This window comes from Pandoraea terrae, assembly GCF_902459695.1.
Taxonomy (GTDB): domain Bacteria; phylum Pseudomonadota; class Gammaproteobacteria; order Burkholderiales; family Burkholderiaceae; genus Pandoraea; species Pandoraea terrae.
Genome location: NZ_CABPRZ010000029.1, coordinates 56,834 through 75,964 on the forward strand (window position 1 = coordinate 56,834; position 19,131 = coordinate 75,964).

General features: G+C 57.7%; 15 protein-coding genes and 1 pseudogene. 5 read left to right on the top strand and 11 right to left on the bottom strand.

Annotation, left to right across the window (positions count from 1 at the left end):
• Positions 1-134 precede the first annotated feature (134 nt).
• From PTE30175_RS24130 to PTE30175_RS24140, 3 genes are all read right to left on the bottom strand, one after another.
• Positions 135-1,361, bottom strand: a complete 1,227-nt coding sequence (locus tag PTE30175_RS24130; protein ID WP_150699609.1) for a MalY/PatB family protein — start codon at positions 1,359-1,361, stop codon at positions 135-137.
• Positions 1,362-1,417: 56 nt separating this feature from the next.
• Positions 1,418-2,707, bottom strand: a complete 1,290-nt coding sequence (locus tag PTE30175_RS24135; protein ID WP_224788946.1) for an aromatic amino acid transport family protein — start codon at positions 2,705-2,707, stop codon at positions 1,418-1,420.
• 123 nt (positions 2,708-2,830) lie between these two features.
• Positions 2,831-3,337, bottom strand: a complete 507-nt coding sequence (locus PTE30175_RS24140) for a PaaI family thioesterase (protein ID WP_150699610.1) — start codon at positions 3,335-3,337, stop codon at positions 2,831-2,833.
• A 296-nt stretch (positions 3,338-3,633) separates the two neighbouring features.
• On the opposite strand from PTE30175_RS24140, the gene PTE30175_RS24145 reads away from it, so the two are divergent.
• The 3 genes and pseudogenes from PTE30175_RS24145 to PTE30175_RS24155 all read left to right on the top strand — a co-directional run.
• Positions 3,634-4,566, top strand: a complete 933-nt coding sequence (locus PTE30175_RS24145; RefSeq protein WP_150699611.1) for a LysR family transcriptional regulator — start codon at positions 3,634-3,636, stop codon at positions 4,564-4,566.
• 164 nt (positions 4,567-4,730) lie between these two features.
• The gene (locus tag PTE30175_RS24150; protein ID WP_150699612.1) at positions 4,731-5,309 is read left to right on the top strand and encodes a cysteine dioxygenase family protein; all 579 of its coding nucleotides are present in this window, start codon (positions 4,731-4,733) and stop codon (positions 5,307-5,309) included.
• 167 nt (positions 5,310-5,476) lie between these two features.
• Positions 5,477-6,007, top strand: a pseudogene (locus PTE30175_RS24155) (MFS transporter); the annotation flags it as partial.
• A gap of 176 nt (positions 6,008-6,183) precedes the next feature.
• Here the strand turns inward: PTE30175_RS24155 and PTE30175_RS24165 are convergent.
• Positions 6,184-7,500 (bottom strand): acyl-CoA dehydrogenase family protein, encoded by a 1,317-nt coding sequence (locus PTE30175_RS24165; protein ID WP_224788947.1) that lies wholly within the window; start codon positions 7,498-7,500, stop codon positions 6,184-6,186.
• 187 nt (positions 7,501-7,687) lie between these two features.
• Here PTE30175_RS24165 and PTE30175_RS24170 point away from each other — a divergent pair, with 187 nt between their 5' ends.
• Both PTE30175_RS24170 and PTE30175_RS24175 read left to right on the top strand, forming a co-directional pair.
• Positions 7,688-10,402 carry a winged helix-turn-helix domain-containing protein gene (locus PTE30175_RS24170; RefSeq protein ID WP_150699613.1) on the top strand — a complete coding sequence of 905 codons (2,715 nt, stop codon included), beginning with the start codon at positions 7,688-7,690 and terminating at the stop codon, positions 10,400-10,402.
• A gap of 247 nt (positions 10,403-10,649) precedes the next feature.
• Positions 10,650-11,618, top strand: coding sequence for a bifunctional helix-turn-helix transcriptional regulator/GNAT family N-acetyltransferase (locus tag PTE30175_RS24175; RefSeq protein ID WP_150699614.1), 969 nt, complete (start codon positions 10,650-10,652; stop codon positions 11,616-11,618).
• Between the two features lie 199 nt (positions 11,619-11,817).
• Here PTE30175_RS24175 and PTE30175_RS24180 read toward each other — a convergent pair whose 3' ends face one another.
• From PTE30175_RS24180 to PTE30175_RS24210, 7 genes are all read right to left on the bottom strand, one after another.
• Positions 11,818-12,954 carry a porin gene (locus tag PTE30175_RS24180; protein ID WP_150699626.1) on the bottom strand — a complete coding sequence of 379 codons (1,137 nt, stop codon included), beginning with the start codon at positions 12,952-12,954 and terminating at the stop codon, positions 11,818-11,820.
• Positions 12,955-13,369: 415 nt separating this feature from the next.
• A complete protein-coding gene (locus PTE30175_RS24185; RefSeq protein ID WP_150699615.1) occupies positions 13,370-14,248 on the bottom strand; it encodes a shikimate dehydrogenase family protein in 879 nt (292 codons plus the stop codon).
• A gap of 94 nt (positions 14,249-14,342) precedes the next feature.
• Positions 14,343-15,377 (bottom strand): proline racemase family protein, encoded by a 1,035-nt coding sequence (locus PTE30175_RS24190; protein WP_150699616.1) that lies wholly within the window; start codon positions 15,375-15,377, stop codon positions 14,343-14,345.
• Positions 15,378-15,437: 60 nt separating this feature from the next.
• A complete protein-coding gene (locus tag PTE30175_RS24195; protein WP_150699617.1) occupies positions 15,438-16,727 on the bottom strand; it encodes an NAD(P)/FAD-dependent oxidoreductase in 1,290 nt (429 codons plus the stop codon).
• Positions 16,724-17,740 carry a 4-hydroxyproline epimerase gene (locus PTE30175_RS24200; RefSeq protein ID WP_150699618.1) on the bottom strand — a complete coding sequence of 339 codons (1,017 nt, stop codon included), beginning with the start codon at positions 17,738-17,740 and terminating at the stop codon, positions 16,724-16,726. The genes PTE30175_RS24195 and PTE30175_RS24200 overlap by 4 nt, the downstream gene beginning before the upstream one ends.
• 64 nt (positions 17,741-17,804) lie before the next feature.
• On the bottom strand, positions 17,805-18,470 hold the full coding sequence (locus PTE30175_RS24205; protein ID WP_150699619.1) for an amino acid ABC transporter permease: 666 nt from the start codon (positions 18,468-18,470) through the stop codon (positions 17,805-17,807).
• A 10-nt stretch (positions 18,471-18,480) separates the two neighbouring features.
• Positions 18,481-19,131 (bottom strand): amino acid ABC transporter permease (locus tag PTE30175_RS24210; RefSeq protein WP_150699620.1); only part of this gene is annotated, 651 nt, incomplete at its 5' end.

Below are 19,131 nucleotides of genomic sequence, written 5' to 3' on the forward strand. Positions count from 1 at the left end.
AAGTCAATTCAATGCTCAGTCGTGAGTGATTTAGCGACTGCCCACTTGAGCGGGCCTTGTATGCGGGCCCGCGCGAACACGTTCAATGAAGGGTGCGCGCAAGAGAGGCTTTCAGCGCGACCTCAAGGAGGTACTCAGCGCTGCGCAAGCGCCTTGGAGATACGCTCGATCGCCAAGTCCACCGTCTGGCGAGGGCAGCCGAGATTCGCACGCATAAAGCCGTGCCCTTCAACGCCAAACTTCGCCCCCTTGTCCAGCCATACACGGCCCTTGACGAGCATGAAGTCTTCGAGCTCCTCGGGCGTCATTCCTAGTGCGCGGCAGTCGATCCAGGCCAGATAGAGCGATTCCATGTCGATCACCTTTAAGCCAGCATCGAGCGTGTTGATGCGGTTGGCAAAGTGCCGCTGGTTCTGTGCGATGTAGGCCGCCAGTTCATCCACCCAGTCAGCTTCGTGCCGGAACGCGGCTTCGGTAGCAACCATTCCCAGCAGATTGATGCGGGTGTTGTGGTTTCTCTCGATGGTCCGGGTGATTTCGTCTCGCTTCACCTTGTCGGCGATGAACATGTTGCCGCATTGCAGCCCAGCCAGATTGAATGTTTTGCTCGCTGACGTGCAGGTGATGCAGTTGTGGGCGAATCGCCGATCGAGTGAAGCAAACGGAGTGTGCTTTCTTCCTGCGGCGAGCACGAAATCGCAATGGATTTCGTCAGCCATCACCAGCACCCCATGGTTCAAGCAAATCTCGCCCATGGTGCGTAGTTCATCCTCGGTCCACACGTTACCCGTCGGGTTGTGCGGGTTGGATAGGATAAAGATCTTGGTGTTGTCTCGAATCGCATTCTCAAACACCTTTGCGTCAAAACGGTAGCGCTCGCCGTCGAACTGCAGCGGCGCCGTGGTCACGTGGCGGCCATTGATCACCACGTCATGGTGAAAATGCACATAGACCGGCGGTTGGATAAGAACCGAGTCGCCCGGTTGTGAAAACGACTGCACTATGGTCTTGATCGCGGCAATCACGCTGGCAACCGGCACCACCCATCCTGGCGGCACGTCCCAGCCGAATCGCTTTTGCTGCCACCCGATCACGGCATCCTGGTAACCCTTGGTCATGCCTGCGGGATAGCCGTAGACACCGTGCGAGACGGCTTCCTGCAACGCGTCGATTACTGCCGGAGGGGATTTGAAATCCATGTCCGCCACCCACATGGGCAATGGCTTGGCTTGTGCTTGGGCATCGGTCATGGCGCCAGCCGGGTCGCCCCACTTGAGTGAATTGCTACGACTGCGGTCCACCACGGTGTCGAAATCAAACCGAGACTTGCTGGCCGACAGCACACTTTGATTTTGAGTCATTGCCTTCTACCTCTTTCCGTCTTGCGTAGTTTGCGTAAGCAGCGTCTACGGCGGCTTCAGTAGCCCATGGCCTTGAGCACAGGTGATAGGGACACAATCACGCCAAACACAAACACGTACCAAACCTTGGGGGAAAGGTATTTCCTTAGCGCAGGCACCTTGTAGACCAGAACGCACGGAATGATGAACGACGCGATGCCGTAGATGGGCGATGCCAACTGCTGCAGCAACAGGATGGAAAAACGCGTCTGTACCCACAGCCACAGGCCGAGCACGATGAACACGCAAATGCCGGCAGATACAAGGCGCGCATTGACACGCTCATGTGGAACGAAGCGTGTGAGGATGTTCATGACCATGCCTTTGATCGACTCCTCGAATCCCAGATAGATACCGAGAAAGGCAGTGAGAATTGCGAACACATTCAGGGCCGCAGTCATATACAGCACGCCATCTCCAGGAATGACGCTACCAGCCAGAGCCAGGGCCGAGATGTTCTGTGCCTTGGCCAATAGCGCCTGCTCGTGCGAAAGCGCAAAGGCAAACGACGTGGCAAAGAACAGGACCGCGATTGCCAGGATGGCATACGCAATGCGGTTGGCGCGGATCGCGCGGTACGTGGCAATGCGCGGGTCCTTCTCCACCTTGCGGAAGGCAATGTTCATCGGGCTGAGGATCTGCACGAACAGGATGGAAAACAAGGTAAACGGCACGGTCAGGATGGTGTCGATCACGAACCGTTTGATCTCCGGGAGGGGAGGCAGATTCACGCGGGTGTCCCAATGGGGAATCATCACCACGCCAAGCAGCACGACCACACCGAGCTTGAAAAGCACCAGCGGGCCGGACACTTTGAAGATCAGCTTCTCGCCCTGCGCGGCGATTAGGACGAGCAGACACAGAATGGCCAGCGAAAAGAATGGGCTATTGGAGAGCAGCCCTGTCGTCATACCGAAGCTCTGCAGGTACTTGGCCGTGTCAAAGGTCACCGCCAGGGAATAGGTGAGCATGCCTTTGAGAAGCATGAAGAAGTACACGACGGCTAGAAAGATGCCCCAGTTCTTTCCGAAGTACTGCGTGATGATTCCAGCGTAGTTCTCGCACTCCGTGCTTCCAGAGAGCGTCTGCAGATACAGCTGTTGCATCATGTACAGTGCGGGATAAGCTAGCACCACCGATGCCGCAAACACCCACACACCGGTGATGCCGACCTGAACCGGCAGGAAAACAATGCCGGCACCGATTGCCATTCCGACGCACAGGATGACCCACCCCATGTCATATCGGGTGAACGGTACCCCGCCAGCAGGTTCAGCAGAAATTTCCAACTCAGCGAAAGTGCTCAAGCTTGTCTCCTTTGTGTGTGAGCGCCACGGCGCGCGCGAACGCGTACAAGGCGCTGCTACGTTTTATCGTTCTTGTGATCGCGAGGCTCAGTGCCTCAAATGCTGTGATGACGTCCGTATGCTCTATTCCGACGAGGCCGGGACGGTCAGTTCGGGGCAGCTGTGCGCGTGGTCCTGTAGTCGAATGGCCAACATCTCTCCGACAGCACAGGTAAGCTCGCCTGCGGTCAGAACCAGATCGACCCAAGCCTTTCGGCCCTCCAGTGAACGAAGCCGGCCCTTGATCACCAGTTCAACCCCAAGTGGCGTGGGCTGTTTAAAGTCGACCTTCAAAGACGCCGTCACGAAGCGAATTGGCTGCGAGCCGTCGCCCACCTGCCGCCCTTCCTTCTGATAGGCGTAGGCAGCTGCGGACGCCGCGCCATGGCAATCGAGAAGCGAGGCAATCATCCCGCCATAGACATGGTCGGGAACACCACCGCTGTACCGAAGATCAGACGTGAACCTGGCAACCGTCTCGTCGCCAACGAGGTAGCTCTTCAGGTGATGGCCGTGCGGATTGCGCGCACCGCAGCCATAGCAGTGCGCGAACTCCGGTGGGTAGGCGTCTTGTATTGCGTGTGTAGGCATCTGTCTGTCTCCTCGTCCAAATTCGAGATGCTGGCGGCCAACAGGAAAACCGTTGACGTGGCGCCAATCCCGCTCCGATCTCGAACTTGGAGTTATCGTATTGCTCATCTAGTTCATGAACAATTGAGCTTTAGATCAACTCAAAAGAACGGGCGATGCGTCACGTCAGTGAGCTTCTTCCCTCGCGACGCGCTTGTGCGGGGAGCAATGGTTTGCCCCACGTGACCGGACTTGCCGTAGCACCAAGCTACCAATATCATATTCATGCAACCGCACAAAACTTGAGGACAAATTCAATGGGGCATCGATCCGGCACGACGACACCGACTCTCCGGCAGCTTGAGCTTCTGCTGGCGCTCACCTCTTCAGACGGAATTGCGAGCGCTGGCGCCAAGGTCGGCATGTCACCTTCGGCTACGAGTCACGCGTTGCGGGCGCTGGAAAACGCGCTGGGAACGGAGTTGATCGACCGTAATGCATCGGGGGTCGCGCTGACCTATACAGGCGAACATGTGCTTCCCCATGTTCGCGATGTCTTTGCGTCTCTTCAATTGGTCCAGGCCACAGCGCTGGCTGGCGCTGAGCTGAAGACCGGTCTGCTGCGTTTGGGCTCATTCGGCGCGAGTGCGACGATCAGGGTTCTCCCTCCGCTAATAGAGCGGTTCAAGGCCCGCCACCCTGGCGTTGATGTCGTGGTCACAGAAAAACCAGACGAGCAGACGTCACGCGATCTGATCGAGCGCCGTCTGGAACTCGCCGCAGTCACGTTGCCCAAGTCGGACTTCGACTCGCAAACTCTTGCCGTTGATGAGCTCGTCGCGGTTTTGCCTTCCGGCCACCCTCTGGCAAAACTCGAGACCGTTCCGCTCAAGGAGATGACGGCTGACCCGTTCATATTGACCCGCGCAGGGTCGCAGGCCTTGGTGACCAAGTTGTTCTCGAGGAGCGGGCTACGCCCGCGGGTGACATACGAACTGCTACAGCTGATGTCAATACTGGAGTTGGTTGCGAGCGGAAAAGGCATCTCCGTCCTCGCAAAGCTGGCGCTTCCAGATCGGTACAATGGCACCGTCTTCCGCCCTCTTTCCCCGGGTACGTCCAGACGTATCGGATTGGTATGCCTGAATGAGAACCGCCTTTCGCCGGTCGCTCGCGCGTTCTGGCAAGAGGCTCGCCGATATCACGCTGACCTCAAATCCAGCGCTCGCCAGGTTGACACAACACGCTGACCGAAGCGACGTGAAATGTCCTCGGCAGTTGAAATCAGGTTCAATTGCTCAGGAAGAGCCCAGAGCCAACAATCCGAGTAGCCCTAGGGTTCGCTACCTCGATCGATCATTCGGCGAAAACCCTGGGGGTGACTACAACAACATCTAGCTACCGGAGACCTCTGATGCGAGTTCCGTCTACGCAATTCAATCGCTTCGTGCGCGACTTTACGCAGCTTGTTGACAACTTCCCGGGTGACGAAACGCAAATCCTGAGTAAAGGGCGTGAGCTCCTTGTCGAGATTGTCCGTCGCGATGATTGGCTTCCCGAGGAATACGCGCAGGCACATCCTCAGTACTATCAGCAGTACTTGCTACACGCCGATCCAGCGGATCGCTTTTCGGTTGTCAGCTTCGTTTGGGGGCCGGGTCAGAAGACCCCGATCCACAACCACACAGTGTGGGCGCTGATCGGTGTGTTGAGGGGTGGTGAGCGCGCCGAATCGTTTGAAGTCGGCCTGCCCGGCCAGCCTATGCGATCGCTCGGGATCGAGTACCTCAAACCAGGAACTGTCGAAAGTATTTCGCCGCGCACGGGCGACATTCACAGAGTGTCAAACACGTATGAGGACCGCGTCTCAATCAGTGTTCACGTCTACGGCGGAAACATCGGACGGATTTCGCGGCACGTCTTCGACCCACAAACGAGTGCCCGCAAGACCTTCATTTCCGGCTACTCCAACGATGCCGAGATTTCAGGGTAGCCAGTCAGAATGCGCGGTAGCCTTGTGTCGCCGGAGGTACTCAGCAAATTGTCGTGGGGGGGAAGTTCGCGGAGAAAGGGGCTACGGCAGCATCAGCACTCGCGCCGGCCGTTACAACTCGTTCGCCATTGCGCTGCGGCATTCCTGCAATAGCGGCGGTGGATACCTACGAGAAGCCGCAAGCCAGAGGCGCAGATTTCGTTGGGAATGTCAGGCGGCTGGTGAAGCATAAGGCCGTTTATCCAGCGGTTCTCATCTGCTTTCAGTGGAACTTTGCGCCAGGATCGGCCACTCCGCTGCAGTTCTATCTGACCAATGAGCTGCATGCATCGGATTCCGTTTACTCGTACTACAACGGGATCTTTGCCGCCGCATTCATCCCGACATTTTTGCTGTATGGCTTTCTGTGCAAGAAAGTATCGCTGAACAAGCTGCTGTGGTGGGGAACGATCGTCGCAGTGCCGCAGATGATTCCGCTGGCATTCATTCACTCAGCAAATCTCGCCCTTGTATTGGCGGCACCGATCGGGTTGATGGGCGGTGTAGCCACGGCAGCTTACTTCGATCTCGCGATGCGGTCCTGTCCGCCAGGCCTGCAAGGAACCTTGATGATGCTGGTGGATGGCGTTTTCGCGCTCTCGGCGCGTGCCGGCGATCTATTGGGCTCATGGATCTATAACAGCGGCGCAACGCACGGGTTGGCCAAGCGCCGACCGTTGTCCCACAGTTGCCGATAGGTCCTGACCTCGTCCGGCCCGTCGCCGTTTTCGAAGGTCAGCACGTCCCGGTCCGGATCGGTCCCGGCGCAGTTGGCGATCAGGTTCGCCAGGATCAGTTCATTGCTTTCCGCCATGTCCCAAACTCCGGCAATGAATCAGACGCGGCCGCCGTCAATCAGGTAGTAGCCGCCCTTGATGGCAAGGATCTCGTTGCAGCCGTCCTCGATCAGGGATGCACGGGCATCGCGCAGCAGCTTTTCCACGGGATATTCGCGGGTCAGTCCGTTGCCGCCGAATATCTGCAAGGCATCGCTCGCCACTTCGAAAGAAGTCTGGGTTCCCGTGATCTTTGCCGTGATGGCCGCATGCAGTGCCGGCGTGGCCCCGAAGTTGAAATGGATGACGCGGTTCACGAGGGCCCGGGATGCCTCCACCTTCCGGAACATGTGGAACAGGCGATAAGCCACCGATTGGTGCCGGATGATGGGCACACCGCCCTGCTTGCGCTCGTGGGCATAGTCGAGGGCCAACTCGTAGGCGGCGCGGGCGACCCCGGTAAACACCGCCCCCATGAGGCCGTTGGCCGCCGTATGGATGGCGAGCACGGCATCCTGGAACTGGTCGGCACCGGCGAGCAGATACCGCACGGGCAGACGCACGTTGTCGAAGAAGACCTCGCCCTGGTTGAGGGCTCGCTGACCGATCTTGTCCAAGGGCTTGCCGCGCGATACGCCCTTGGCGTCCATGGGCACGATGACCACGCAGCCGCGTTCCGTTGAAGGGCCGTCGCCCTGGTCAAGGGCGCAGTAGAGGATGCAGACCTTGGCAATGGTTCCGTTGGAGACCCAGGCGGACTTCTGGCCGTTTATCACGATTTCGTTTCCACCGGGCTTCAAGGTGGCGATGCAATTGGGACGCCCGTAATTGCCCTGGGAATGGAAGATCATGCGATTGGGGTCGAGGGAATCGGAGCCGTGATCCGGTTCGGTAATGCCCCAGCAGCCTAGCAAGGCGTCGGGAAACTCTTCCAGCAGGTCCTGGCGCCCCAGCGCGGCACACATGTACTGGGGCAGCATGCCGGCGCCGAAGGAAATGGCCAGGCCGGAATCCCCCCAACCCAGCTCCTCGAAGAAGATCGCCATCATCTTGGCGCGCTCGGCGGGCTCGAACGACAGCAAGGTCTCAATGCCGAAGCCCAGTTCGGCAAACTTCCGCCGCACATCCCAGTAGGGGGAATCGTGGGCTGCCACCTCCTCCGGGGTCATCCGGTCCAGCTTCATGCCGACCGGCCTCATTTCCTCCTCGGCAAATCGATGAAGACTCTCCTGGAACATTGCCGCTGTTTCAAAGAGAGGAGGCTCGGCACCGAGCGGCCCCAGCTTGACGTTCTTTTTGGCGGAGCTGCGGTCGTTCATCTTGGTCACCTCCAGAATTCGTTCTTGACTGAAATAAAGCGCAAGCGCACTTTTCATGAGTCAAATTGTGGAGAGAGGCCCCCTGCGCCACAATCGCGGTTCACCGGGAAAGTAACGGACTCCGCCATCCACGGAAATCCGTGACAGATGTGGCGACGCGTCATCAACGAAGTGAATTGTTTTTCCCTAGACAGTTCGCCCATAATGGTGCGCGAATTGCCCACCATTCCGCAGGCCGATCCCTATGTCAGAAGCTTCCTCTTTCAGCCAGGTTTCCCGCCGTAGCCTGCTCAAGTTACGCCCTCCCTGTGCGAGTCCAGCGCACATCAAACGCGAGGATCTGGTGCTCAGGATCCAGAATTCCGATGCGCCTCTGGTTATCGTCAGCGCCCCCGCGGGCTACGGGAAATCGACGGCCATTGCGCAACTCCATTCCCAAGCCTGCGCGGCAGCCATCCCGGTTGCCTGGCTCACCCTGGAGCCGGCGGACAACGACCTTGGGCGCTTCTCCGGATATCTTGCCCTGAGCCTGGCCTGCGCATTTCCCCAGCAGCGCCATCTCAATTACGAATCGCCTGACATGTCGTCCTCGTCTGCAGCAGGCAACAGCGGGGCTTATCAGGTTCTCGATGCGCTGGCCGGGATCGAATCCCCCTTCCTCCTGTTTCTTGACGACTTCGAACACATCACGTCCCCCGAAACGATCGCATTTGTCATTGATTTCGTTTCCTGCCTTGCCTACGGCCAGCGCGTCATCCTGGGAAGCCGCCATAAGACAGGACTGCCGCTTGGACGACTCCGGGTTCAGGGGCGGCTGCTGGAAATCGAGGTTACGGACCTCAAATTCAATAGCGACGAAATTCGCCGATACGTCAATGGCCGGATCAAGACCGCACTCAACGACTCCGATATCCAACGCCTGCAGCAGACTACCGATGGCTGGGCAGCCGCTTTGCAATTGACTACCACGGCGCTGATGAACCAGCCGAATCCAACGCGGCTGCTGCAGAACCTGTCAGGCCGCTCAAAGGAGATCGCCGATTACCTGGCGGAAGATGTGCTGGCCAGGCTTCCTTCGGATCATCGGGAATTCCTGCTCAAGTCGGCGGTATTCGAATCGTTCTGCCCTGCCATGTGTGACGAGGTGTTCGGCCGTAATGACAGCACGCAGATGATCGAGAAAACCGTGAAGGACAATCTGTTTCTGCAGATGATCGACGCCGACGGCTACTGGTATCGCTACCATCCTCTGTTCCGCGACTTTCTGCGCAGCCAGCGCGCCGCGGCGGAACAATTCGACGCCCAATTAGCCGCCATCCACCTCCGAGCAGCTCGCTGGCTTGAGGGTACCCATCGGGGCATCCAGGCGGTTGATCATGCCATTGCAGGCGGCGACATGGACATGGCGGCGAGTTTCATGGCCAACTATGCCAATGAATTTGTCCGCACGGGACAGTTCGGCGTGGTAAGCCAATGGATGGGAATTCTGCCGGAAAGCGCAATCCAGGCGCGTCCCATGCTCGCCATCGCGGGAGCTTATGCCATGACCTTCCTTCATCGCTACCAGGATGCGGAAAAGCTAGTGGCCATCATCGACCCCGCGCTGACGGAAATGTCCGAGTATCGAAACGAGCTATTGGGACTTCGCGTAATGCTGGGTGCGTGGTGCGACCGGCTGCCTGAAGTGATGGAAGTGGCCAATCAGTCCGTGGATGGACTGGAGAACGCCTCCCCCTATGTCGTGGGACTTATCCGGAACTCCGTCGCTTACAGGGAAATCGCCTTGGGCAATTATGTTGCTGCACTGGGTCACCTGGGTATCGCCAAGCGGGCGTTGGAGCCGATCAACGCCGTTCACGGGCTGAGCTACAGCCAATGTTTTGAAGGAGCAATCGAATTGCTCCAGGGCAACGTGCACCAGGCACACACCCGCTTTGCCGGGATTCTCGCGAGCATCGTAAATGCCGGCTATCGATTTACCAACTCCACGGCCGTCGCTGCCGCCCACCTGGTCGAAGCACAATACGAACTCAACGACCTGGATGCTGCCGAGTTATTGCTCAGCGAGTACCTGACTCTTATCCGGGATAGCTGCCTCCCCGACCATCTGATCACCAGCTATCGCATTGCGGCACGCATCGAAGCCATTCGGGGACGGACGATCAATGCCTTGGACATACTGAATCAGCTTCAAGATGTCGGCGACGTGCGAGGCATTCCGCGCATCACCGCAGCGGCGCGCCAAGACAAGTTGCGACTCGCCCTCCGTGCCAGCGACATTCCAGCAGGGACCCGCTTGCTCAATCTGATTTCTTCAGATGACCTTTGGCGCTCCTGGCGAAATCTTTTCCCTTATGCGGAAGATATCGACGACCCCTTTATTTCCTCGGTTCGTCTGGCGCTGGTTGCAGGAACAGCGCCATCGATGATCGATAAGATTCACGGTGAAATCAGGACAGCGGAACTCCACAATCGATATCGTCGAGTCATTCGACTGAAATGCCTCTTGGCACAAGCATTCGAAGCTGCCAGGAAGCGACAGCAAGCCTCGGATACTTTGGCAGGCGTACTGGTGCAAGCTCAGCAGCGCGGCCTTTTCCGCGTCATCGTCGATGACGCCTGGCTTCTGAAACCCCTGCTCGAATCGCTTGAATCACGTCCATCCGCCGTGTCCCCTCAGTACCTGGTTCTGTTGATAAAGGCCTTACCTTCTACGCAAACCATTCAGCCTCCGTCTTCTCAACCGCATGGGAAGAAGGCTCCAGACTCCAATCTCAGCCCCAGGGAGCTGCAAATTCTTCGGCTACTGGCAGATGGGCTATCCAACAAGGAACTCAGCAAGAAGCTCTTCGTAACTGAAAATACGGTCGAAACTCATTTGCGCCGGATTTACGCAAAGCTAGGTACAAAGAATCGTACCCAAGCCGTAACTTTTGCGAGAGAAAAACAGGTCATTTAGAGCGAGTATTTTTTGTTACGGCATCAGTCGGACTGCATCCAGGTACAGCCAGCCGTCGTTGATACGGATGTAGGTGATGTTGACCTGCCCCATTCCTTGAGCGCGATGTCGAGCGCGTGCAAGAGGAGCGACAATGGTCGAGCGAGCAGTGGGTACCCGCGGGTCGCCATCTCAGCAAAGTCGGGCTTGATTAAGTTGCGTGTCGCAACTATATTGGTTGCCAAGCGCAACTTATGTGAGCCTGCCCGTGGACTTTATTGATATTCCAGCCCAATCTCAAGAAGCGACGATTCTCGAACTTCGCGACTTCTCTCGAAGACTTGTTCGCGAACTTGGTTTCATGCGAGCCACCCTGGCCGATAGTGAACTTGCGCCGTCAGCTGTTCACGCGATCATTGAAATCGGGGCGAAACCAGGGATAAGCGCAAAGGATTTGGGCAACATCTTGCGCCTGGACAAATCGAACACGAGTAGGCAGGTCGCGAAGCTGGAGGCTAGCGGACTTGTGGAGCGCAAGATCGCAAGCGAAGATGCCCGTTCGTCAGAGCTGTACTTGACGCAGGCAGGTCAGAAACTTCGAAAAAAAATCGACCGATTCGCGACAAATCAGGTGTCCAACGCGCTTCGGCGGATGGTTCCTGCTGACCAGCAGGCCTTGGTCCGTTCTCTCGCGCTTTACGCCGACGCACTCGCGCGAGACAATTCAGTCAAAACAGCCCCCGGAGGTGCCGCGGCCGCACGGATTCTGGAGGGCTACCAACCCGGCTGCATTGGTGACGTCGCAAGCTTGCACGCCCGGTTCTACTCGGAACATTGGGGCTTCGGCGCGTTCTTCGAAAAGAAGGTGGCGACAGAGCTTGCCGAGTTTGTCGGCACGCTTCCAGCCGATGGCAAGGCGCTATGGCTCTACGCCGAAAACGGCCGGTCGCTCGCCTCTCTCGCAATCGACGGGGATCATGAAACGGGCATCGCCCATTTGCGCTGGTTCATTGTGGACGACTCATTGCGTGGTTCCGGAGTCGGACGGCAACTGATGTCACACGCGATGAAATTTGTCGACGAGCAATTTAGCGAGACATACCTCTGGACGTTCAAGGGTCTGGATGCAGCACGCCATCTATACGAGTCATTTGGTTTTCAGTTGATGGACGAATCAGAGGGGGCGCAATGGGGAACCAAGGTCATCGAGCAACGGTTTAGTCGTTGCTTGGCTTGAGCTCAGCCATGATTCGAATATCGGCATCAGCAAAGTGACGAACAAACACCATGCGCTCGAAACCGGCGACAGGCCGCTCGTGCCGTGGGGGAGTTGACATTCGGGGAAACGCAGCGGGTGGCCGCTCCGGGTTGACAAGAAAAAATCGGCTCCGGGATCCATGATCCGGGAGCCGTTCAAACTCGCGTGGAGAACTTGTTTAGAAACGATGGCGCAGGCCGACCGTCACGATTGCTTGGGAGTTTTTCCCCGCATTGACATCGATTGAACCGATCACGGCTTGGGCCGGACCTGCACCATTCTGGCCTGTGGCGTGACCGTACGAAGCCACCGTGTAGACGTCGGTGCGTTTGCTCAGATTGTAATCGGCGCCGATACTAAACTGGTGGTACTTCGCCGACGAATCACCCAACGACCTCAGGTAGTTGTATCCGATTTCGGTCAACAGCGACGGAGTTGCTTGCCACACCGCGTAGACCGACCCGTTGTGATACTTCTCGGATTGGGTGAATACCGATGCCGCATCCGGGTTGTACTGCGAATAGCTGTAATAGCCACCCAGCGTAAAATCGCCAAGCGTGTAGCGCCCGCCCGCACGTGCGATGTTGACCGACCGCGCGGAAGCGTAGGCTGCGTTGACGCTACTATTGAACAACGAATCTGCCGAGGTCTTCGCACGTTGAGCCAGGGAGCCGTTGCCGTTGTCAACGTGGAAGAAACCCGCCGCTACAGCAAGAGGACCATTCGTATATGCTGCTGCGCCGCTATAGGTTTGCCCGGAACCAACGGCTCCGGCCACGCCGCCGGACGAGTACATCGCGGAGAGTTGCAGCCCTGACCAGTTCGGGCTCGACCATTTGATCGCATTGTTGATGCGAACGCTGTTATCCGCGTTGTCAATGTCGCCAGGTGAAGAGAAGAACCCTCCGAGATAGTTGTCGCCTTGGACGGGTTGCACGCGGTCGATGAGTGGATCGTACTGTCGTCCCAGTGTCACAGTACCCCAACTACCTGCATTGGAAAGCCCAACGTACGCCTGTCGGCCGAACATCCGACCACCCTGACCGAGGCTGCCCGACGTAGAACTGAAGCCGTTCTCGATCTGATAAATCGCACTCAATCCACTGCCGAGATCTTCGCTGCCCCTCAGCCCCCAACGCGAACCAGACTCGGTCCCGCTCGCCATCAGAAGCTGCGTCGATTGCCCGCCACTGTTATGGATGTACATAAAGCCGGTATCGACGATACCGTACAGCGTCACCGTGCTTTGCGCATGAGCATGCGAGGCAATTGCACACGAAGCAATCACCGTTGCTTTTAAGTAAGTAGTCCTCATTTTATCGTCTAAACCCATTCTCATATGTGCTGCGGTTCATGAACTCACTTCGTTCAACGTATCGCGCTTCGACCAGCCCGTTTCATCGAAGTGTTACCTCCCAACTGGCCGGTCACATCAAAACGTGATCAGTTCCACCTTATCGTCACACAGACACACGATGGCGAAAGGCATCCACTTTCCATGAACGTTCATATGGAAAGTCGCAGTGGGTTTTCTTCATGTCGTCGCCCGACACGCGTCGACTCCGAAAATATCATCCAACGGACAAACGGTTCCCGGAGCGTTGCATATCAACGCGAGCGACAGATCCTCTACTTAAATTTCAAAAAAATTTCGACGGTGCGGAAGCCAATTCCGCGGCGCAAATATTCGATCCCAGAAACAACGCGTTCCAAAATAGGAACAACTCTTCTCAGGCCGTGCGTCTCACCATGTCCATGAGCTCCGCCGGAAACAGCATTTCGCGTACGATCGAATCGTCTCGGCGCAACATCTCCGCCGCGCCCGGAACGCCGAAGAACTCGAAGAACAGCGGTGTTTGCAAGATCAGCATGTCAAAGCCCGGCAAGACCGCATTGCCGCGAGACATGGCCGCCTGGAGCAGCGGTGTGGGTTGATTTTTCATCAGGATGTCGCATACCTGCGCGTCGGCGTCGAGCCTTTCAGGCGGTACCGGCAGCGGGTCCGACAGTTTCAAACCCAGCGGCGACGCGTTGATGACCAGATCGAAACCAGTTGGGTCATTATCCGATTGAATCGACGTATGTACTCCGTATTGTCGCCCGACCGAACTGGCAAGTTGCTCTGCCTTTTCCGTCTCCGGATCGAAAATTGCTATCCGGGATACATCGGCCGCAGCAAGCGCTGTCGCGATCGCGCAGGCTGCGCCGCCTGCACCAATCAACAGCACTCGCTTACCACGATATTCCATCGAATAGCGCTCCATGGATTTGACAAAGCCGAGTCCATCGAAAAGTTCTCCCTCGAGCTCGCCTGCTGCATTTTTCCTGATTGCATTAACCGCATTCGCAGTTGCCGCGCCCTTCGAACAACGATCTGACAAAGCTGCAGCTGCGGCCTTGTGAGGAATGGAGAGCACAATGCCACGCGTCGTCGGCGAACGAAACAGCGCACGGACGGTGTCAACCAAATTTTCTGGACTAACATGGAGCGGAACCATCACTGCATCGACGCCGCAAAGCGGGAGAACTTTGTTGAAAATCTCAGGCGTGCGCACCTGATCGATAGGATCGGCGATCATGAAGAAAACGCCAGTTTTTCCGGTAATCATAGAAGTTCAATTTCAAAGTAACGAGATTGCTTCGACGATGAATCGCCTAACATCGAAACGCATGCACACGTCACGGATGGACGTGAGCCACCAATCACCCAGCTTTCGAAAATCCCTCACCCCACGTGTCGCTCAGCATAAAACCGGCCGCTTGTGGATCGTCAGGGTCGACGCCGAGCTGCTCGACACTGTAGATCCAGGCACGCCCCGTTACTCGAGGAAGCACCGCAGGCTTTCCACCCACTTCTGTCCGTCCGAGCATCTCGATGCGGAATTCTCCGCCGATGGTTGAACGCGACGTCAGCCGGCCACCCACGTCGATCTTGTTGCGTGCAGCCAATGTGGCAAGATTGGCCGAGCTGCCCGTCCCGCAGGGCGACCGGTCAATGCGCCCTGGCGGCAACGTCGTGCAGGTTTGGTAAACCTCGTCGTCCACACGTTTGCGAAACATAACGTAAGCAATCTGATTGATCTGCGCATAGAGCGGATGCTGAACGCTGATCTGTGCATTGACGACATCCCGGAGCTTGACACCTAGGTCCGCGAGTTTGCGCGCATTCTCGGGAGCAATATCGAATCCGACCTGATCGACATCGACCAATGCGTAGTAGACGCCGCCAAAAGCGATGTCCACCGTAATCTCACCGAACTCGACGGTTTGCACAGGGACGTCGAGCTTTTCCACGAATGCGGGAACCATGTCGAGCGACACACCAAGGCATCGTCCGTCACGGCAAGTCGCACGCGCGGTGACAAGCCCGGCTGGCGTATCCAGGACAACTGTGGTCTCCGGTTCCTGCATGGGAACGATCCCGAGTTCGAGAAGTGCTGTCACGACACAAATGGAATTGCTTCCAGACATCGGATGAGCCTTGTCCGATTGCAGCACCATGAACCCGGCGTGCGCCTCCGGCCGGGTGGGCGGCAAAAGCAGATTCACTGACATCTGCAGGCACCCGCGCGGCTCGAGCACAACGAGTTTGCGCAGGCTGTCGTCGACCTCGTTGATGTAATTCATCTTGTCGAGCATCGACTCTCCGGGAACGTCGATGACTCCGCCGGTGATCACCTTGCCGATCTCACCCTCACAATGGACGCCGACAAGCTGCAACGTTTTCTTCCAACGCATGATTCATCTCCTTCCATTCGTCAATGCATTTCTATCGCACGACAGCGCGAGTCACGACTCTTAGCCGAAGCGATAGGCGCTAAAGGCGGAGATGTCCTGCTTCGGCACACGCCCCGCCACCATTTCGCCGATCAGGCGCCCTGTCGTCGCGCCGAGCGTCAGCCCAAGCTGACCGTGGCCCAATGCCATGAATACGTTTTGCAATCGCCGACAACGATCGATGACAGGCTTCGTATCCGGCAACAGCGGCCGATAACCCACGCCGAATTCGCACCGTTCGGTGCGCAACTGAGGCAAAATACGTTTCGCCTTTCCCAAAATGATTTCCGCTCGCGCGAAGTTTGGCCTCGCATCGCGCCCTGCGAATTCAATGGTGCCGCCGATCTGAAGCCCTCGTGTCATTGGCGTAAAACAGAAACCACCATCGGCATAGATGACCGAATGACGGATCTCGACGCCGGGGTCGGCCAGCAGTGCCTGATATCCCGCAACACCTTCGAGCGGAACATTCACGCCCAACTGGGCAAAGAACTTCCGGGAACCGATGCCGGCCGCGACAACGACGTGTTCGGCGCCAATACGTTCGCCATTCTCGAGCGTCACGCCCGTCGCGCGGCCATTGGATTCGTCGATGCGCGCGGCACCGCTACGAATACGGCGTCCGCCATTTGAAATGAAACTTTCCGTCAGCGTGGCGATAAAATATTCCGTGTCGCTGACAAATCGCCAATCCGGAAACAGCAGCCCATGCGCAAAGCGACCACCAAACGCAGGTTCGAGATCACCGATGTCCGACGCGCTGAGCGATTCAATTTTGAAGCCCAATGCTTCTCGTAGCGCCAGATTCGTGCGATCGCGCTGGATCGCGGCGGCACTGTCGAAGAGCTCGATGATCGGCCGTTCAACCACGAGCGGCTTGCCACACGCTTCGATCAGCGGCGCATAGTCCGCGTAGACGTCCCGTGTCAGGATGGCCAAGGCCTGCGCGATGTCGACAATTCTCGAGTGTCTTGCTGACGCGACAAATCGAAGAAACCACGGCAGGATGTGCGGCAATGCGCCCGGGCGCAACGCGAGAGGCCCGGTCTGGTCAATCAGCCATCCCGGGACTTTCGCTAGGATGCCCGGCTTCGAGAGCGGGATGACCTCGCTGATGGCGAACTGGCCGCAACTCCATTTCACCGTGCTGTCTCCCGGCGCGGCGGGATCAACGAGCGTGACCGAATAGCCTTCCCTTTGCAGGTAAAGCGCGCAGCAGGTACCGACAATGCCCCCGCCGATCACGACGGCGTGCTCGTTCCGTTCGGCCCCCGCCACGCCGGAATTTTGTTCGCACGGCACGGCGTTCAATTGACGAACTCCTGCAGACTGAAACCGTGTGCGTACGGCTGGGATTCGTCGACGTAGTGCTCCCCACGGCCGGTAATCCACGCACGCCCTTCGATGCTGGGATAAATCGCATCGAGACCACTATTCAGCTTGGTGACCGATTCGACACGCCCGATAAAATGACTCCCAATCAGGCTTTCATGGCGGAACGCCTGCCCTTCGGACAGTAATCCGCGGGCAAAGCGCTGAGCGAGCCGTGCGGACGTCCCCGTGCCGCACGGCGAACGATCGATGATGCTGTGACCTGCAATGACAACCGAGCGCCCATCCGCTTCCGCGTGGATCGGCCGACCGGTCCACATGCAGTGCTTGACGCCACGAATCAGCGGATTGTCCGGATGCACGACGTCGAGTGCGTCATTGACGAGCTTCTGCATCGTACGGCCCCATTCCAGCAGTTGCTCGGGAGTGAAATGCTCGCAACCGGGATAATTCTCCTGAACTTCAACGATCGGGTAGAAGTTTCCGCCATAGGCGATATCTACCGACAACTTGCCCAACTGCGGGAAATTGATTTCCACATCCCGATAAAGCAAAAAGCTGGGCACATTTGTGAAGCGGACCGATGTCACCCGATCGCCGTTCATTTCATACTTGGCCGTGACCTGCCCGGCAGGCACATCGACCGTCACCTGCCCTGGCTGCTTCGGCACGATGAGGCCAGTCTCAAGGGCAAAGGTGATCGAGCCGATCGTCGCGTGCCCGCACATCGGAAGGCATCCCGACGTCTCGATAAACAGCAGGCTGAAATCCGCGTTGGGGCTGATCGCCGGGTAGAAGACGGTTCCGGACATGTGTGCATGACCACGCGGTTCGAACGAAAGCGCACGGCGAATCCAGTCATAGTGCTCGATGAAGTAGGCTCGCCGTTCATTCATCGTCGCGCCCTTCAATTCCGGGCCGCCGCCGACCACCATTCGGACGGGCATACCTTCCGTATGCCCCTCGATACACGCAAAGCTATATTTGGCCATTTTCAATCTCCTTTCACAACGCGACCACCCATTCGCTTCTCTCTTCTACTAGAGGTTGCGTGGCCTAATAGGAAAACCGTTTCAGAAAATTCGACTCGAGCACGCCGACGAGACGGGTCAGCGGGAATGCAACGAGAAAATAGATGAATCCCACGGTAGTGAGAAACTCCAACGGGTGCGCGGTGCTGTTGGAAATGCCCTGTCCAACGAACATCAGATCCGCGACGCCGACCGACGAAATGAGCGCGCTCTCCTTGAACAGGCTCACGACGTTCGACAGCAGCGGCGGAATCGCGCGCAGCAGCGCCTGCGGAAAGATCACGTAGAGGATCTTCACGTGCGGCGTCAGGCTCAGTGCGATGCACGCGTCGTGCTGCTCGGACGAGATCGACTTCAGCGCGCCGCGAAACGTCTCGCTCGTGATCGCGATCATGTACATCGTCAGCGAGATCAGCACCGACAAATAGGGTGGGACGTCAACCCTGAATACCACGGGAAAGCAGAAAAACACCCAGAACAGCTGAATCAGGAGCGGCGTGCCGCGGAAGAACTCGACATACAGCGTCGTCAGCGCCTTCAGCCAGCGCGACGGCGACATGCGCAGCAGGCTGAGCACGAAACCGCCGAGACTGCCCACGATCGCGCACGCGCTCGTGAATGCGAGCGTCAGGCCGAGCCCTTTCAACAACACTTGCCAGTACGGCAGCACAATCGAGATGTCGAGAGACATGTTGTGCTCCTCAGCGCTGCACCGCGGCGTCCTGGCGCCGCTCGATCATATGGACCAGCCTCGCGATCGGCAACGAAAGCGCGAAATAGATCAGCGCGACGACCGAGTAGGTCTCGAGCGGCCGGTACGCTTCGGTCGCGAGGCTCTTGCCGACGTACATCAGGTCCGCCACCGCTACGATCGCGACCAGCGCGCTTTGCTGCAGCGTGCCGATGGCATTCGTCATCAAGACCGGCATTGCGCTGCGCAGCGCCTGCGGCAACACGACGTAGATCGTGCGTTGCCACGGCTTCAGTCCGAGCGCGACGCACGCGTCGAGGTGTTCCTTTGGCACCGCCTGCACGCCGGCGCGATACGCCTCGGCATTGAACGCGGTCAGGTTGAGGCCGAGCGCGAGCACGCCCATGACGATCGGATCGATGAAAACGTCCACCATCATCGGAATGCAGTAAAAGAACCAGACGATCTGCAGCAGCGCTGGCGTGCAGCGGAAGAACTCAATGAACAGCTGGGCCGGCCAGCGCATGATCGCCCAACGGCTCATCACGACCAGGCACAGCAGGAAACCGAGCACGATGCCCATTGCATTCGCCGCCAGCGCAAGCTCGAGCGTGACCCACAAGCCGTCCAGCAGCTTGCCGGCACTGCCGGCGAGAAAAGA

What these genes read in the sequence shown, in the direction of transcription:
- PTE30175_RS24130 (WP_150699609.1), bottom strand. Translation starts at nt 1,361, where the DNA reads ATGACTCAAAATCAAAGTGTGCTGTCGGCCAGCAAGTCTCGGTTTGAT.
- PTE30175_RS24140 (WP_150699610.1), bottom strand. Translation starts at nt 3,337, where the DNA reads ATGCCTACACACGCAATACAAGACGCCTACCCACCGGAGTTCGCGCAC.
- PTE30175_RS24145 (WP_150699611.1), top strand. Translation starts at nt 3,634, where the DNA reads ATGGGGCATCGATCCGGCACGACGACACCGACTCTCCGGCAGCTTGAG.
- PTE30175_RS24150 (WP_150699612.1), top strand. Translation starts at nt 4,731, where the DNA reads ATGCGAGTTCCGTCTACGCAATTCAATCGCTTCGTGCGCGACTTTACG.
- PTE30175_RS24165 (WP_224788947.1), bottom strand. Translation starts at nt 7,500, where the DNA reads ATGAAAAGTGCGCTTGCGCTTTATTTCAGTCAAGAACGAATTCTGGAG.
- PTE30175_RS24170 (WP_150699613.1), top strand. Translation starts at nt 7,688, where the DNA reads ATGTCAGAAGCTTCCTCTTTCAGCCAGGTTTCCCGCCGTAGCCTGCTC.
- PTE30175_RS24180 (WP_150699626.1), bottom strand. Translation starts at nt 12,954, where the DNA reads ATGAGGACTACTTACTTAAAAGCAACGGTGATTGCTTCGTGTGCAATT.
- PTE30175_RS24185 (WP_150699615.1), bottom strand. Translation starts at nt 14,248, where the DNA reads ATGATTACCGGAAAAACTGGCGTTTTCTTCATGATCGCCGATCCTATC.
- PTE30175_RS24190 (WP_150699616.1), bottom strand. Translation starts at nt 15,377, where the DNA reads ATGCGTTGGAAGAAAACGTTGCAGCTTGTCGGCGTCCATTGTGAGGGT.
- PTE30175_RS24200 (WP_150699618.1), bottom strand. Translation starts at nt 17,740, where the DNA reads ATGGCCAAATATAGCTTTGCGTGTATCGAGGGGCATACGGAAGGTATG.
- PTE30175_RS24205 (WP_150699619.1), bottom strand. Translation starts at nt 18,470, where the DNA reads ATGTCTCTCGACATCTCGATTGTGCTGCCGTACTGGCAAGTGTTGTTG.